Genomic DNA, 14,656 nt, shown 5'->3' with positions numbered 1-14,656 from the left:
GGAAGGCGCGGGCCTTGAAAACCCGCGCCAAACTCACTCACAGCAACGCCACGACCTTCACATCGCTACGATCGGCCGACGCCACGACCTTGCCGTCCACGCGGCGGAACATGAGCGTCACCGTATTCTTGCCCACCCGCAGGTCGCCCACTTCGAGCCAGTCGATGCCTTCGGGCAGCATGGGCTGCTCGACACGCACCTCGTTGCGCGCCGCGTCGATCGTCACGCCAAGACACGCTTCGAGCATCATGAACGGCGAACCCGCGGCCCACGCTTGCGGCAGGCAGGCCACCGGATACGCCGTGGGCGGCTCGCCGCGTCGGCGCGGGAACCCGCAGAAAAGCTCAGGCAAACGCATGTCGAACGTCACCGCGGCCTCGAACAGCGCCTGCAGCAAACGCACTGCCGCCGCCTTGCGGCCATAGCGCGCAAGGCCGCGCGCGCACAGCGCGTTGTCGTGCGGCCAGACCGAACCGTTGTGGTACGCCATGGGGTTGAAACGCGCCTGCCCCGCCGCGAGCGTACGCACGCCCCAGCCCGTGTGGAACAGCGCCGATTCGAGCACTTCCGCCACCGCGCGGCCGCGCTCCTCCTGCGGCAGCCCAAACGCAAGCAGATGCCCCGCATTCGAAGCGAGCACGCGGCACAGCTCGCCGTGACCGTCGAGCGCAATGCCGTAGAACTCCGACTCCGGCATCCAGAACTTCTCTTCCACGCAGCGGCGGATTTTCGCGGCGCGCGCGGCGTAGCGCGCCGCGTCTTCCACCTGGCCGCGATGCGTGGCGAAGCGCGACATCGTCTCGAACGCCGCGCTCGCGTACGCCTGCACTTCGACGAGCGCGATCGGGCCATCGGGGAAACGGCCGTCCGCATGGAACACCGAGTCGTGGCTGTCTTTCCAGCCCTGGTTCGCGAGCCCGCCTTCCGATTCGCGCCGGTAGTCGAGCAAACCGAGTTTGTTGCGGTCGCACACACCTGCGACCCAGGCCGCTGCGCGCTCGAGCGCCGGCCACAACTCGTCGATCAGCGAGACGTCGCCGGTGCGTTCGACGTACGCGCCCGCCAGCACGACGAAGAGCGGCGTGGTGTCGACCCCGCCGTAGTAGAGCGCGAACGGCACTTCGCCCGTGGCGGCCATTTCGCTCTTGCGCATTTCGTGCATGATCTTGCCGACCGCCGCGTCGCGGAACGCGGAGTTCTCGCGCGCCTGATGCTCGGCGAGAAAACGCAGCACGCCGCGCGCGAGCGCGGGCGTGAGCCACAGCGTTTGCAGCGACGTAATGACCGCGTCGCGGCCGAACGGCGTGGAGAACCACGGGATGCCCGCATACGGATACGGGCCGGTCGGCAGGTCGGTGGTGAGCAGCCCCAGATCGGCAATCGAGCGGTTGATCCACGCATTGAAGAGCGGATTGCTCGAGCGCAGGCGCGCCGCCGCGCGGCGGCGTTCGCGCATCACGATATGCGAGTCGACCAGCGCGGCGCGCACGGCCGCGCGGCCCACGCGCTGCTCCTGCGAGTTCGCGAGGCAATGCGGCGGCTGGAAGATGCCCGCGCTCTGCGTGCCGGGCGCGGCGTCGGGCAGCGCCTCGACTTCGATCGCCACCGTGAGATAGATCGAGACGCAGGCCTGCGCGGGCAGATCGACCGTGAAGTCCGCGCGGTCGGCGAGGAGCTTGCTCGGCGTAGGCGAGAACTCGATACGCACGCGCCGCGCCACGTGGTCGAGCCCGATGTATTCGAGCCGCACCTCGCCGTCTTCCACGCGCGGCGGCATGAGCGTGCCGCGTTTTTCCCGCTTCAGGCCACGCACTTCGAACATGTCGCGGAAGTCGCTCGCGAACGAGATGGAGAGCGGCACCACGGCGTCTTCGGTGCCGTAGTTCGTGAGTTCGATGGCCTCGGTCATCATCGTGCCGGAGAGCACGCGCTCGCGCTGCACGTGAATCACGCCTTCGGGCGTGGTGGTGCCGCCAAGCGGCGGCAGCGGACGATTGGTGAGGTGGGCCGTGAACACGGCGTTGTCGCTGCTTACGCTGCCCGAAAGCAGCGAGGGCACGCGCCCGCCGAAAGTGAGACGCAGCGACGAGAGCACGCGCGTGTCGTTGACGAAGAGGCCGTCGTCGATGCCGGTGATATCGCCAAGCGGATCGTTGACGATGAAGGTGCCACCCGACTTCAGCACATGCTGGTCCGCGCTGGCGACCTCGGGCGTTTCGGGCGCGATGAACGCGCCGTCGGTTTCTTGAGCGGGATGATCCACGCCGCTTGAGCGCGTGACGCCCCCGAGTGTTTCAGGATCCTGCATTGCGTGCCTCCTGGGTCCCATGCAAATGGTTACGGTACGGTTCGCTTGCGGATGATTGTAGTGGCTTCGGCGCACGCGTTGGCAGCCAATGCGTGAAGAATATGCGAAGGATACGCACGAAATCGGTGGCAAATCCCCACGCGAGCAAGGAACGTGCGCGGAAAAAATTGCGGGCGCCGGCACGACGTAACGTGCGGGCGCCCGAGGAGGCACAGCATGGAGCACGCCGTAAGCGGCGCGCTCAGCGCATCAGCGTTGCGAAATCGGCTTGGCCTCACGCAGCGTTTCGCCGATGAACAGCTGACGCGGACGGCCGATCTTCTGCTCGGGGTCGGCGATCATCTCGTTCCACTGCGCGATCCAGCCCACCGTGCGCGCCATCGCGAAGATGCACGTGAACATCGCGGTCGGAATGCCCAGCGCGCGCTGCACGATGCCCGAGTAGAAGTCGACGTTCGGGTACAGCTTGCGCGACACGAAGTATTCGTCTTCGAGCGCGATCTTTTCGAGCTGCATGGCGAGCTTGAAGAGCGGATCGTCGTGCAGGCCCAGTTCGTTCAGCACTTCGTAGCACGTCTCGCGCATGAGCTTCGCACGCGGGTCGTAGTTCTTGTACACGCGGTGGCCGAAGCCCATCAGCTTCACGCCCGAGTTCTTGTCCTTCACCTGCTCGATGAACTTCGGGATGTTATCGACCGAGCCGATTTCTTCGAGCATGTTCAGTGCGGCTTCGTTCGCACCACCGTGCGCCGGTCCCCACAGACAGGCGATACCGGCCGCGATACACGCGAACGGGTTCGCGCCCGACGAGCCAGCCAGACGCACCGTCGAGGTCGAAGCGTTCTGCTCGTGGTCGGCGTGCAGGATCAGGATACGGTCGAGCGCGCGCACGAGCACGTCGTTGACCTTGTACTCTTCGCTCGGCGCGGAGAACATCATGCGCATGAAGTTCGCGCTGTACGACAGATCGTTCTGCGGATACACGAACGGTTGGCCGATGGTGTACTTGTACGCCATGGCCACGAGCGTCGGCAGCTTGGCGATCATGCGGATCGCAGACACCTCGCGATGCGTCGGGTCGTTGATGTCGAGCGAGTCGTGATAGAACGCGGACAGTGCGCCGACCGCCGCCACCAGAATCGCCATCGGATGTGCGTCACGGCGGAACCCCCGGAAAAAGAAGTGCATTTGCTCATGAACCATCGTGTGGTTCGTGACCATCGAGACGAATTCGTCTTTCTGCTGCTGCGTGGGCAGCTCGCCCTTGAGCAGGAGGTAGCAGCTTTCGAGGAAGTCGGCGTTTTGCGCGAGGTTGTCGATCGGGTAGCCGCGGTACAGCAGCTCGCCCTTGTCGCCGTCGATATAGGTGATCGCCGAGTTGCACGCCGCCGTGGACATGAAGCCCGGGTCGTACGTGAACATGCCGGTCTGGCCATACAGCTTGCGGATGTCGATCACGTCCGGGCCGATGGTGCCCTTGTAGACCGGCAGCTGAACGCCTTCAGCCTGGCCGGGGATCGTGAGCGTGGCGTGTGTCTTCGAGTCGATCATTGTGTGTCCTTGAATTGCTGTCACTTCGCAAAAACTTCGCAAAACTTCGCGCAACAGGACGCAGCCGCCGGGTACCCATTCGTCCGGGCCGGCAGTGCTGCGACCGCATGCCGCATTCTACGGCGCGGCGCAGCATCGATTGATAGCGCAGCCAGCAACAATCCCTCCTCAAGACCGCAACACTGCCAAGCTTGCGGCTTCCTTAACGCCGATTCCTGCAACAATATTTTTCTCTTGCAGCGCAACATGTCGCACCCTATCTTTGCGATACTGCTTGACATGCAAGGGTTTTCCATTACTTGCATTTTGTAATCTAGCCCGGTACCACTCGCGGGCTTTTCACCGCCACACGCGCTTAAAGCAAAACGTAAGGAAGCAACAGATGAACATCTCGGTCGATACCCTGTTCGCAGAAGACGAACAAGCAGAGGGCGCCGTCGTCACGGCACTCAATCATCAGGACATCGTGGTCGCACTCTCGGCGGCGCTCGCCAACGAACGCGTTGCCGTGCTGCACATGCTGTATCCGCGCACCGACGCGCGCACGCACCGCAGCCTCGATCACCTCGTGAACGCGCTCAACGGCCACGGCCTGCACCAGGTCGCCCGCCTCGTTTCGCAGGAAGCGCACTACCTCGTGTTCAAGGATCCCGCGAAGGCATGGAAGGCCTTCCACGAAATCCGCAACGATTCGCTCGCGATCGGCGTGCACCTCTACTATGCGGGCCTCGTGGGCGAGGCTGCCGAGCACAAGCTGGACGCACACGCGCACGGCCGCGACTAAGCACAGGTCGTTCGGACTGCGATATTTACCGCAGTTAAAAAATGGCGGCCCCATTGCGGGGCCGCCATTTTTGCATCAGCGCGCGTCTGCCTGGCTCAGTGTGCCTTAGCGTGCCTCAGCGTCCGTGCCCGCTCACGAATCGATCGATCATTTCGTTGAACGCCGCGGGCCGCGCCAGATTCATTCCATGCGATGCGCCCGCCACCGTCGCACGGCGCGCATCGGGCAGCCACGCTTCGAGCGCGGCCACGGCCCGGTGAAACACTTCGGGACTCAGCTCGCCATCGATCAGCAGCACGGGGCATTGCACTTCGGCGGCGTGCTCGCGCGTGTACGCGGGCAGCGGATCCTGAAACTGCGGCCCAAGCGTGTGGGCGTTGTCGGTGGCCATGCGGCGAAACGCGTGCGTACTCTTCGCCCAGAAGCCGGGCCGGCTCACCGAATCGACGAACAGCTCCAGCCCCGAGTCCACCTGGCCCGACTCGATCAGCGCCACCGCGCGGGCGCGCAGCGCATTGACGGTCTCGGGCAGCGTGGCGAGCGTCTGGCCCGGCTGCTGCACCGGGCCGCCCGGGTCGGCGAGCGTGAGCGTGCGCACGTGCTGCGGATGACGCCGCGCGAACTGGAACGACACGAGGCCGCCGCGCGAATGCCCGATCACGTGTGCCGGGCCAGCACCCATAGCCTCGACGAACGCGGCAAGGTCATCCGCGTGCTGCCGCCAGCTGAAGGGCTGAGCGCGTGCGGCGTCCCCGGCGGGCCAGTAATGCGTGAGACTCACCGAAACACAGCGATAGTGCGGCGCGAGGCCGGCCAGCTGCGGCTGCCAGTAACGGTAGTCGCACAGCGAGCCGTGCACGAAGAGAAGGAGTTCGCCCTCGCCCCGTTCGATATAGGGCATAGGCAGGCCGCCAGGCAGTTCGATGAACGTACCGGGGGCCGGAAAAACGGCTGGATTCACGGCTGGACGATGTGGAGGCAACGGGACAGCGGGACAGCGGCGCACCGCGAAGGCTCGCGGGCAGCCCATCGCGGCGCACGCCGGCAAAGTGGCGTATTGTCCCACGCCCGCGCCGCGTGCGCCTGGCGCGGCGGCGCGCTCCCGCAGCGCCGCTTCGTCGCCAGTCGGCTGGCGCCGTTATTCGACGAATTCGAACACGTGCTCGTTCATGAGCGAGGCCGCCGCGCCCGCGCCGCGCACCGCGCAGGTAAGCGGCTCGTCGGCCACGCGCACGGTCACGCCGAGCTCGGCGGCGAGACACTGATCGAGCCGCTGGAGCAGCGAGCCGCCGCCCGTGAGCACGATGCCGCTATCGGCGATATCGGTGACGAGTTCGGCGGGCGCCGTCTCGAGCACCTGCCGCACCGCGTTGATCACGAGACGCAACGGCGCGGCCAGCGCGTCCGCCACGTCGTGGCTCGTGATCTCGACCGTGCGCGGCAGGCCGTCTTCCATGCTGCGCCCGGTCGCGCGCATGCGTTCGACGGGTTCGCCGTAGAGCGCGCAGCCAATCGACTTTTTCAGGTGTTCGGCGGTCTGGTCGCCCAGCACGACGCCATAGAGCGTGCGCACATGGTCGACGATCGCGCGGTCGAACTGGTCGCCGCCCACGCGCACCGACCCGCTGCACGCCACGCCGCCCAGCGCGACGATGCCCACTTCCGTGGTGCCGCCGCCGATGTCCACGACCATCGAGCCCGTTGCCGCATGCACCGGCAGCCCCGCACCGAGCGCCGAAGCGAGCGACTCGCCAATCAGGTTCACACTCGCGGCGCCCGCCGCGAAGGCCGCCTCGCGAATGGCGCGGCGCTCGACGCGCGTCGCCCCCGCCGGCACGCACACCGTGAATGCGGCACGGCGTCCGAGCAGACGGCGCGGCTGCGCCATCGCCACGAAGCGGCGCATCATGTGTTCGGCAGCGGAAAAATTGGCGATCACGCCGTGCGAAAGCGGCCGCACCGTTTCCAGATTGGCCGGCGCGCGACCGAGCAGATCCTTCGCCTCGCGGCCCACCGCGGCCACCGTCGTCTCGCTCGCGCCCGCGCGCCGCTCGAAGCAGACCACGGAGGGCTGGTTCAGCACGATGCCTTTGTCGGCGGTATAGATCAGCGTGTTGGCCGTACCGAGATCGAGCGCCACGTCCTGGCGGAACAGCCTTTTGGAAAAGAGAGAATGCGGCTTGGCTCGGGCCATATTGGTCTGATGTTCGGTTTCTTTGGCGACCCGGCAGACGATGCGCCGACGGATGGCATTCCCGATGGCAGCCTCATCCAGGCAGCGCGAACTAGCCGCGCGCCGGGCGGAACGGGCCTACGCGGCCGATAAGGTCGCGGCGACTCCCCGTATTAACGGCCGCGACCGGCGCGAACTTTAGCCGGTCCAGAAATAACTGCATAGGTTATCCGGAAAATATGGCCGAAATACGACACTGCGGGCTTATACGGCTGCCCTTTTATACCGATTTCCCTGCATTAAGGCATATTTTCGCGGCTTAACGGGGTCCGACCTCGTACCCCGCCAGCCATCCGGTAGACGGGGCAATCAGGCATGCGCGAGCGCGCGCACCAGCGCGTCGCGCCCGAGCATGACGCCCTGCGGCGTGATCGTGTGGCCCACGCCCGGCAGCGCGAAAGCGGTGACGGCAAAGCCCGCGTCGCTGAAGGCGACGGCGGCGCGCTCCAGTTCGCTCGCCGGAATCACCTCGTCGTCCTCGCCGTGCACGAGCGTGAGCACCGTGCGGCTTTTCGCGACCACGGGCGTGACGAGCCGGCCCGCATAGGCGACCACGGCCGCCGCGCCGGCCGCCTGCGTGGCCACGTGGTAGAGCGACATGATCGAGCCTTGCGAGAAGCCCACCAGCGCGAGCGCGTCGTGGCCGAGCCCCCAGTGGGCGAGTTCGGCCTCGAGCCGGCGCTCGAACACCTGCGAAGCCGCCACGACGCGCGCCTCGCGATTGCTCTCGCTGATGTCGCGCAGGCTGAACCACTGGCGTCCGCCAAAGCCGCCGTCGAACGGTTCGCTGCCGTCGAGCGACACGAACGCGACGCCCGGCAGCGCATCGCGCCACACGTCGGCGAGCGGCGTGAGGTCCTGTGCGTTGCTCCCTACGCCGTGCAGCAGCACGACGAGCGCGCGCGCGGCGCCATCGGCCGGCGCGAGACGCCAGCCCCCTTCAAATGCTTCCCAGCTCATGGTCGGTCCTCCCCTGTGCTTACAAACGTATTGTGTGTCCAGTGCACGCTTTTTGCGCGGCGCGCGGCAGGCGCAAGGATACGCTCGCCACGCGCCGCGTGTATGAAAGACTCCATTTCCTGGCATTACATAAAGAGCCGCGCCATCGCGCGCGAAAGCCGTTCGCAAGCGCGATCACCCTGCACCGCATGGGGATGCTCCGCGGCCGGCGATGAGCCAGGACGATTGCAGGTATCCTGTGCCGCAAACCGAACACGCGGAGAACACGCTTGAACTCACCCGCCGCTGCATCGCCGCCGCCCGCGCCACCGCCGCCGCTCCAGGGAGGCAGGCTGCTCCTCGGCACCATCGCGGTGTCGCTGGCGACCTTCATGAACGTGCTCGACACGTCGATCGCCAACGTCGCCATTCCGACCATCTCCGGCGACATGGGCGTTTCCGTGGACGAAGGCACGTGGGTCATCACCGTGTTCGCGGCGGCCAACGCCGTTTCCATTCCGCTCACCGGCTGGCTCACGCAGCGCTTTGGCCAGGTGCGCCTGTTCATCACCTCGATCCTCTCGTTCGTGCTGGCGTCGTGGCTGTGCGGCATCGCGCCGACCCTGCCCTTCCTGCTCGTCGCGCGCGTGCTGCAAGGCGCCGTGGCCGGCCCGCTCATTCCGCTCTCGCAAGCCATCCTGCTCGGGTCCTGGCCGAAGGACAAATCGGCGAGCGCGCTCGCGTTCTGGGCCATGACGACGACCGTCGGCCCGATCGCGGGTCCGGCACTAGGCGGCTGGATCACCGATAGCTACAACTGGGCGTGGATCTTCTATATCAACATTCCGGTGGGCATTTTCGCGGCCTTCGTGACGTGGTCGATCTACCGCAACCGCGAATCGGCCACGCGCAAGCCGCCCATCGACGTGGTGGGCCTCGGCCTCTTGATCGCGTGGGTCGCCTCGCTCCAGATCATGCTGGACAAAGGCAAGGACCTGGACTGGTTCAACTCGCCCGTGATCGTCACGCTCGGCCTCGTCGCGCTCATCAGCTTCGCGTTTTTTCTCGTGTGGGAGCTGACCGAGGACCACCCGATCGTCGATTTGCGTTTGTTCGGACAACGGAATTTTCTGGGCGGCACGATCGCGATTTCCGTGGCCTATGGCGTGTTCTTCGGCAATCTCGTGTTATTGCCGCAATGGATGCAGGAGTACCTGAATTACCGCTCGGTGGATGCGGGCCTCGTCACCGCGCCGCTGGGCATCTTCGCGCTGCTGCTCTCGCCCGTGGTGGGGCGGCTCCTGCCGCGCTCCGACGCGCGCATCATCGCGACGATCGCGTTCGTGCTGTTCGCCGGGGTGTTCTATATGCGCTCGCGGTACGTGCTCGAAATCGACACCTTCCATCTCGTGCTGCCCACGCTGCTGCAAGGCATCCCCATGGCGCTCTTCTTCGTGCCGCTCACGGCCATCATTCTCTCGGGACAGCCGCCGAGCCGCGTGCCGGCGGCGGCGGGCCTCTCGAACTTCGTGCGTGTGTTCTGCGGCGCGGTGGGCACGTCGATCGCGACGAATGCCTGGAATAACCGCACGATCCTGCATCACGCGCGGCTCACCGAGCAGGCTTCGGTCAACAACCCGATTTTCGTCCAGGCAATCGAACAGACCCAGAAGGTGCTGAATCTGAGCGAGCCGTCCGCGCGCGCGCTGTTCGACTTCCAGCTCACTTCGCAGGCCGCCATGATGGGGCTCAACGACATTTTCTATATCTCGGCGGTCATCTTTCTCGTGATCATTCCGCTTATCTGGATCACGAAGTCGACGAGGGGCGGCGGAGGCGGCGGCGCGGCGGGGGCGCACTGACCCGCCGGGTTTAGCCGAAGCGCGCGGGCAAATACGGCGCGGGATCGGTAAACGGCGTTTCGCCGACGATCTGCTCGGCAAGGAGGCGCGCCGTGACCGGCCCGAGCGTGAGGCCATGGTGGTTGTGGCCAAACGCGAACCACAACCCGTTATGGCGCGGCGCGGGCCCAAGCACCGGACGCATGTCGGGCGTGCACGGGCGCAAACCCATCCACGGCGTTTCGTCGAGCCGCGCGCCCAGGCCGAACACGGGGCGCGCCTCGCGCTCCGCCGCGTCGAGCTGTGCGTAGTTCGGCGGACGCTCGCGCGTAGCAAGCTCCACGCCCGTCGTGAGCCGCAGGCCGCGGCGCATCGGCGCGACCACATAGCCGCCTTCGATATCCACCACCGGACGCACGAGCGGCGCGCGCGCCTCGCTCGCGTAGTGCATGTGGTAACCGCGCTTGACCATGAGCGGCACGCGGTAACCGAGTGGCTGCGTCACGAGGTCCGACCACGGACCGAGCGCGACGACGGCAAGCTCGGCGCTCACCGGGCCGTCGGCGGTCTGCACGCGCCAGCCCTTGCCGTCGGCTGCGAGCGTGCGCGCATCGCCGCGTGCAAACGTGCCGCCGTCGCGCAGAAACAGTTGTGCGTAACCCTTCGTCAACGCACCCGGGTCCGCCACGCTCGCGGGATCGATCCAGTGGATCGCGCCCGCATAGCCGTCAGCAAGCGAAGGCTCAAGCGCGCGCAAGCGCTGCGCGTCGAACATCTGCACATGCAGGCCGTGTGCGTCGGCCACGCCTTGCGCCGCATGCGTTTCACGCTCGAAGCCAGCGGGCGAGCGCCATGCTTCGAGCCAGCCGACGGGCCGCACGATGTCGCGCAGGCCCGCACGGGCGACGAGCGCGTCGTGCTCGGCCACGCTGCGCTCGATGAGCGGCAGCATGTCCCGCGCGGCCTGCGCGAGCCGCGCAGGCGACGACTCGCGCCAGAACGATGCGAGCCAGCGCGCGTAGGCGGGCAGCGAGCGCACGTCATAGCGCAGCACCGTCGAATCGTTGCGCACGAGGCGCAGCAGCGTGCGCCAGTCGCGCGGGAACCCGTAGGGCACCACCGACGACGACTCGATCAACCCCGCGTTGCCGTGGCTCGTTTCCTCGCCGGGCTCGCGGCGGTCGACGAGCGTGACCTGCACGCCGCGCGCCTGCAAATGCAGCGCGACGCTCACGCCCGCGATGCCCGCGCCGAGAACGATCGCGCTCCTGGTCATGAATCTGCCCTGAACACCGAAGTCATGACGATCACTTCGCGACGATATCGCGGCCGAAGTACTTCATCGACAGCTTCGTGAGCGTGCCGTCCTGGCGCAGCGAGTCGATGGCCGCGACCACCTTGGCCTTGAGCGCCGCGTCGTCCTTGCGCATGCCGAAGCCGGTGCCTTCGCCGAGCGTGGACGGGTCCTTGAGCGGCGCACCCGCAAAGTCGAAGCCCTTGCCCTGGGGCTTCGAGAGGAAGCCGTCGGTGGCGGTCTGCACTTCCTGGACCGCAGCGTCCAGACGGCCGGCCGCGAGGTCCGCGAAAATCTGGTCCTGGTTCTCATACGTGACCACGTTCACGCCTTGCGTGCCCCAGTGCTTGCGCACGTAGTCTTCCTGCGTCGAGCCCTGCAGCACGCCCACCGACTTGCCCTTCAGGCTCGCGGGCGTGGGTTCCAGACCCGAGCCGCGTTTCGCGACCATCTGGATCGGCATGACGTAAATGGCGGGCGTGAACGCAATCTGCTGACGACGCTTGTCGGTGATATTCATCGCCGAATTGATGACGTCGAACTTGCGCGCCTCGAGCGCGGCGATCAGGCCGTCGAAGCTGTTCTCCACCCACACGCACTTCACCTGCAGCTTCTGGCACACGGCATTGCCGATGTCGATGTCGAAGCCTTGCAGATCGCCCGAGGGCGTCTTGCTCTCGAACGGCGGATAGGACGCCTCCACGCCGAAGCGCAGCGTTTTCGGGTCCTGCGCGTGCGCCGCGCCCGCCGTCAAACCCGCAAAGCACGCAAGGCTGGCCGCAGCCGCGAAGCGAATCGTCTTCCTGTTCATCGTCGTCACCCAAATCGTAATAAGTGTCTGTTCAAGCGCGGTGCGCTTTCGTGTGGCGCCCTTTCACGAGGGCCGCGGCCGCAGGAGGAATATAGACGAAAAATAAAAAGAAAGTCTAGAATGGACAAAAATGTCTACACCGTGATTCCGGAGCCCCAGCATGACCATGACGTCCCAACCTACCGCCGCGCCGCTCGTCGTCGATGCCGCCCAGGTGCGCGCCGCCCTGCCCAGCCTCGACGTGCGCGGCGAACTCGGCCGCCTGTTCGCCTCGCTGGGCCGCGGCGACGCCGTGCAGCCGCCGCAAACCCTGACGCAGTTTCCGAAGCAGGCTGGCGACTTCATCACCTATCTCGGCGTGCTGGCGCAAGCCGGCGTGTTCGGCGCCAAGCTCTCGCCGTACATCGCGGGCGCCGAAGGCCAGCCGCCCGTCATCACCGCCTGGACCGCGCTGATGTCGATGAAGACGGGCCAGCCGCTCATGTGGTGCGACTCGGCGCTGCTCACCACGGAACGCACCGCGGGCACCACGGCGCTCGCCGTCGACCAGCTCGCGCCGCGCGAGGCAAAGCGCCTCGCCGTGATCGGCTCGGGCGCCGTCGCGCTCGCGCATATTCGCCATGTTGCGCCGCTGCGCGCGTGGGAGAGCATTCGCGTGTATTCGCCAAAGCTCGCGGGCGACGCTGCGCGCCAGGCCGAACTGCGTGCGCTCGACCCACGCGCAAGCGTGGCCCAGACGACCGAAGCGTGCGTGCAAGACGCCGACGTGGTGATGCTGTGCACCTCGTCGGGCAAGCCGGTTCTCGCGCTGGACGCCCTCACGAAGCCCGCGCTCATCACCTCGATCAGCACGAACGTCGCGCAGGCCCACGAGATCGATCCGGCAGCACTGCCCTCGCTCGACGTCTACTGCGACTATCGCCACACCACGCCGCAAAGCGCGGGCGAAATGGTGCTGGCCGCGCGCGAGCACGGCTGGTCGCCGGAATCGATCGTGGGCGATCTCGCGGAACTCGCCAACGACGCATGCCCGCGACCCGCGTACGCACGGCATGCGTTTTTCCGCTCGATCGGCCTCGGTCTCGAAGACATGGCCGTCGCGCACGCGCTGTACGAGCATCTGCGCAACGTCCGTTGATACGCGGCGTCGAGCGATGGCAGTATCATCGACGTCCTTCCTGCCGCAACCCGGTCCCCGCCCGATGCCGAAACGAGAAAGCGACACCATCCGTGTGAGAAAAACCGCCAGCCCGCAAACGTCGCGCGACCTGCTGCTCGCGCGCTACGCGCACGTGGCGGACAGCATCACGACGCTGTTCTTCCCGTTCGCGGAAGTCGTGATTCACGACCTCGCGGACCAGACCGTGGCCTACCTCTCGAACAATCTTTCGAAGCGCGAGATCGGCGACGACTCGGCACTCGAAGACGTCGAGGAAACCACGCGCAACAAGCTGATCGGCCCCTACGAGAAGGTGAACTGGGACGGCCGGCGCATGCGCTGCGTGAGCACGGCGCTGTTCGACGACGAAGGGCGCGCGGCGGGCATCATGTGCATCAACTTCAACATCGCCGCTTTCCAGGACGTGCAGGCCACACTCGACCTGTTCCTGCGCGGCGCGGGCGTGATCGCGCAGCCCGACGAACTCTTCAAGGACGACTGGCAGGAGCGCATCAACACCTTTTTGCACGGCTGGCTGCGCGAGCGGCAGATCGCGCTCAATTCGCTCACGCGCGAGCACCGGCGTGAACTCGTTGAGGCGCTGTATGCCGAAGGCGCGTTCAAGGGCAAGAGTTCGGCCAACTACGTGGCGAAGGTGCTGGGCATGGGGCGGGCGACGGTCTACAAGCATCTGCGCGAAATGAAAGCAGACGGCGAGTAGCGCACAACGATGCCGTGGCGGTCAACGCGAGCCGCTACAATCGCGGGGACCGCGGCGGACGCTCCGCCGCGACTGCCCTGCGCCGCCCATGAATCACACGTTCGACTACACGCCCATCCTCGACGCGATCCATCGCGACCTGCAGCCGTATATCGGCACGGGGCGCGTTGCCGACTACATTCCCGAACTCGCGACGGTGCGCGCCGATCACTTCGGCATGGCCATCGTGACCGTGGACGGCCAGGTGTACCGCACCGGCGACGCCGACGTGCGCTTTTCCATCCAGAGCATTTCGAAGCTGTTCGCGTGCACGCTCGCGTTCCAGCTGCTCAGCGACGCGCTCTGGCAGCGCGTGGGCCGCGAGCCTTCGGGCACGGCGTTCAACTCGCTCGTGCAGCTGGAATTCGAGGGGGGCAAGCCGCGCAATCCGTTCATCAACGCGGGCGCGCTCGTCGTGACCGACGTGCTGTGCCGCCGTTTCGTGCAGGCGGAAACCGCGCTCGTCGATTTCATGCGGCGGCTCGCGGGCGAGCCCGGCATCGGCTACGACCTGCGCGTCGCGCAGTCGGAACTCGCGCACGCCGAGCGCAATCGCGCGATGGCGCATTTCATTGCGAGCTTCGGCAACCTGGAAATGCCCGCCGACGCCGTGATCGACGCCTATTGCCGCCAATGCGCGATCTCGATGAGCTGCGTGGAACTGGCGCGCTCGGCGCTCTTTCTGGCTAACGGCGGCGTCTCGCCCGCAAGCGGCGAACCTGTGCTCGACGCGAGCTCGGCCAAGCGGCTTTCGGCGCTGATGCTGACCTGCGGCACCTACGACGCGGCGGGCGATTTCGTCTACCGCGTGGGCTTGCCTGCGAAGAGCGGCGTGGGCGGCGGGATTATCGCGGTGCTGCCCGGCGAATTCGCGGTGTGCGTGTGGTCGCCGGGGCTCGACGCGACGGGCAATTCGCTGGTGGGTTCGCTGGCGCTCGAGTGGTTGACGACGCGCACCGGACGCTCGATTTTCTGA

12 protein-coding genes are annotated in these 14,656 nt (G+C 66.4%); 5 read left to right on the top strand and 7 right to left on the bottom strand.

Features of this window, described 5'->3' with window-relative positions; translation table 11 throughout:
* Positions 1 to 37 precede the first annotated feature (37 nt).
* Both U5A57_RS26500 and gltA read right to left on the bottom strand, forming a co-directional pair.
* On the bottom strand, positions 38 to 2,308 hold the full coding sequence (locus tag U5A57_RS26500) for an amylo-alpha-1,6-glucosidase (protein WP_321914592.1): 2,271 nt from the start codon (positions 2,306 to 2,308) through the stop codon (positions 38 to 40).
* Between the two features lie 249 nt (positions 2,309 to 2,557).
* On the bottom strand, positions 2,558 to 3,859 hold the full coding sequence (gltA, locus tag U5A57_RS26495; RefSeq protein WP_321914591.1) for a citrate synthase: 1,302 nt from the start codon (positions 3,857 to 3,859) through the stop codon (positions 2,558 to 2,560).
* Positions 3,860 to 4,241: 382 nt separating this feature from the next.
* On the opposite strand from gltA, the gene U5A57_RS26490 reads away from it, so the two are divergent.
* Positions 4,242 to 4,643, top strand: coding sequence for a hypothetical protein (locus tag U5A57_RS26490; protein WP_321914590.1), 402 nt, complete (start codon positions 4,242 to 4,244; stop codon positions 4,641 to 4,643).
* A gap of 115 nt (positions 4,644 to 4,758) precedes the next feature.
* Here the strand turns inward: U5A57_RS26490 and U5A57_RS26485 are convergent, their stop codons facing one another.
* The 3 genes from U5A57_RS26485 to U5A57_RS26475 form a co-directional block, all read right to left on the bottom strand.
* Positions 4,759 to 5,544 (bottom strand): alpha/beta hydrolase, encoded by a 786-nt coding sequence (locus U5A57_RS26485; protein WP_321914631.1) that lies wholly within the window; start codon positions 5,542 to 5,544, stop codon positions 4,759 to 4,761.
* 237 nt (positions 5,545 to 5,781) lie between these two features.
* A complete protein-coding gene (locus tag U5A57_RS26480) occupies positions 5,782 to 6,837 on the bottom strand; it encodes a rod shape-determining protein (RefSeq protein WP_321914589.1) in 1,056 nt (351 codons plus the stop codon).
* A 348-nt stretch (positions 6,838 to 7,185) separates the two neighbouring features.
* Positions 7,186 to 7,836: an alpha/beta hydrolase gene (locus U5A57_RS26475; protein ID WP_321914588.1), complete on the bottom strand. Its 651-nt coding sequence runs from the start codon at positions 7,834 to 7,836 to the stop codon at positions 7,186 to 7,188.
* Between the two features lie 269 nt (positions 7,837 to 8,105).
* Between U5A57_RS26475 and U5A57_RS26470 the strand changes: the two genes are divergently transcribed.
* Entirely contained in the window at positions 8,106 to 9,677 is a 1,572-nt protein-coding gene (locus U5A57_RS26470) for a DHA2 family efflux MFS transporter permease subunit (protein WP_321914587.1), read from the top strand.
* A gap of 10 nt (positions 9,678 to 9,687) precedes the next feature.
* Here the strand turns inward: U5A57_RS26470 and U5A57_RS26465 are convergent, their stop codons facing one another.
* Both U5A57_RS26465 and U5A57_RS26460 read right to left on the bottom strand, forming a co-directional pair.
* Positions 9,688 to 10,932, bottom strand: a complete 1,245-nt coding sequence (locus tag U5A57_RS26465) for an FAD-binding oxidoreductase (RefSeq protein ID WP_321914586.1) — start codon at positions 10,930 to 10,932, stop codon at positions 9,688 to 9,690.
* Positions 10,933 to 10,963: 31 nt separating this feature from the next.
* Positions 10,964 to 11,761 carry an ABC transporter substrate-binding protein gene (locus U5A57_RS26460; protein WP_321914585.1) on the bottom strand — a complete coding sequence of 266 codons (798 nt, stop codon included), beginning with the start codon at positions 11,759 to 11,761 and terminating at the stop codon, positions 10,964 to 10,966.
* A 166-nt stretch (positions 11,762 to 11,927) separates the two neighbouring features.
* Here U5A57_RS26460 and U5A57_RS26455 point away from each other — a divergent pair, with 166 nt between their 5' ends.
* From U5A57_RS26455 to U5A57_RS26445, 3 genes are all read left to right on the top strand, one after another.
* Positions 11,928 to 12,899, top strand: a complete 972-nt coding sequence (locus U5A57_RS26455; protein ID WP_321914629.1) for an ornithine cyclodeaminase family protein — start codon at positions 11,928 to 11,930, stop codon at positions 12,897 to 12,899.
* A gap of 64 nt (positions 12,900 to 12,963) precedes the next feature.
* The gene (locus U5A57_RS26450) at positions 12,964 to 13,641 is read left to right on the top strand and encodes a transcriptional regulator (RefSeq protein WP_321914584.1); all 678 of its coding nucleotides are present in this window, start codon (positions 12,964 to 12,966) and stop codon (positions 13,639 to 13,641) included.
* An 88-nt stretch (positions 13,642 to 13,729) separates the two neighbouring features.
* The gene (locus U5A57_RS26445; RefSeq protein ID WP_321914583.1) at positions 13,730 to 14,656 is read left to right on the top strand and encodes a glutaminase; all 927 of its coding nucleotides are present in this window, start codon (positions 13,730 to 13,732) and stop codon (positions 14,654 to 14,656) included.

It is taken from the genome of Paraburkholderia sp. J11-2 (assembly GCF_905220185.1).
GTDB lineage: Bacteria > Pseudomonadota > Gammaproteobacteria > Burkholderiales > Burkholderiaceae > Paraburkholderia.
Note: the sequence above shows the minus strand (reverse complement) of the source record. Positions and strands in the feature narration are given on the sequence as shown.

Excerpts from the sequence above, each read along its gene's own strand:
- U5A57_RS26480 (WP_321914589.1), bottom strand. The coding sequence starts at position 6,837 with ATGGCCCGAGCCAAGCCGCATTCTCTCTTTTCCAAAAGGCTGTTCCGC.
- U5A57_RS26465 (WP_321914586.1), bottom strand. The coding sequence starts at position 10,932 with ATGACCAGGAGCGCGATCGTTCTCGGCGCGGGCATCGCGGGCGTGAGC.
- U5A57_RS26460 (WP_321914585.1), bottom strand. The coding sequence starts at position 11,761 with ATGAACAGGAAGACGATTCGCTTCGCGGCTGCGGCCAGCCTTGCGTGC.
- gltA (WP_321914591.1), bottom strand. The coding sequence starts at position 3,859 with ATGATCGACTCGAAGACACACGCCACGCTCACGATCCCCGGCCAGGCT.
- U5A57_RS26485 (WP_321914631.1), bottom strand. The coding sequence starts at position 5,544 with ATGCCCTATATCGAACGGGGCGAGGGCGAACTCCTTCTCTTCGTGCAC.
- U5A57_RS26445 (WP_321914583.1), top strand. The coding sequence starts at position 13,730 with ATGAATCACACGTTCGACTACACGCCCATCCTCGACGCGATCCATCGC.
- U5A57_RS26500 (WP_321914592.1), bottom strand. The coding sequence starts at position 2,308 with ATGCAGGATCCTGAAACACTCGGGGGCGTCACGCGCTCAAGCGGCGTG.
- U5A57_RS26455 (WP_321914629.1), top strand. The coding sequence starts at position 11,928 with ATGACGTCCCAACCTACCGCCGCGCCGCTCGTCGTCGATGCCGCCCAG.
- U5A57_RS26475 (WP_321914588.1), bottom strand. The coding sequence starts at position 7,836 with ATGAGCTGGGAAGCATTTGAAGGGGGCTGGCGTCTCGCGCCGGCCGAT.
- U5A57_RS26450 (WP_321914584.1), top strand. The coding sequence starts at position 12,964 with ATGCCGAAACGAGAAAGCGACACCATCCGTGTGAGAAAAACCGCCAGC.
- U5A57_RS26490 (WP_321914590.1), top strand. The coding sequence starts at position 4,242 with ATGAACATCTCGGTCGATACCCTGTTCGCAGAAGACGAACAAGCAGAG.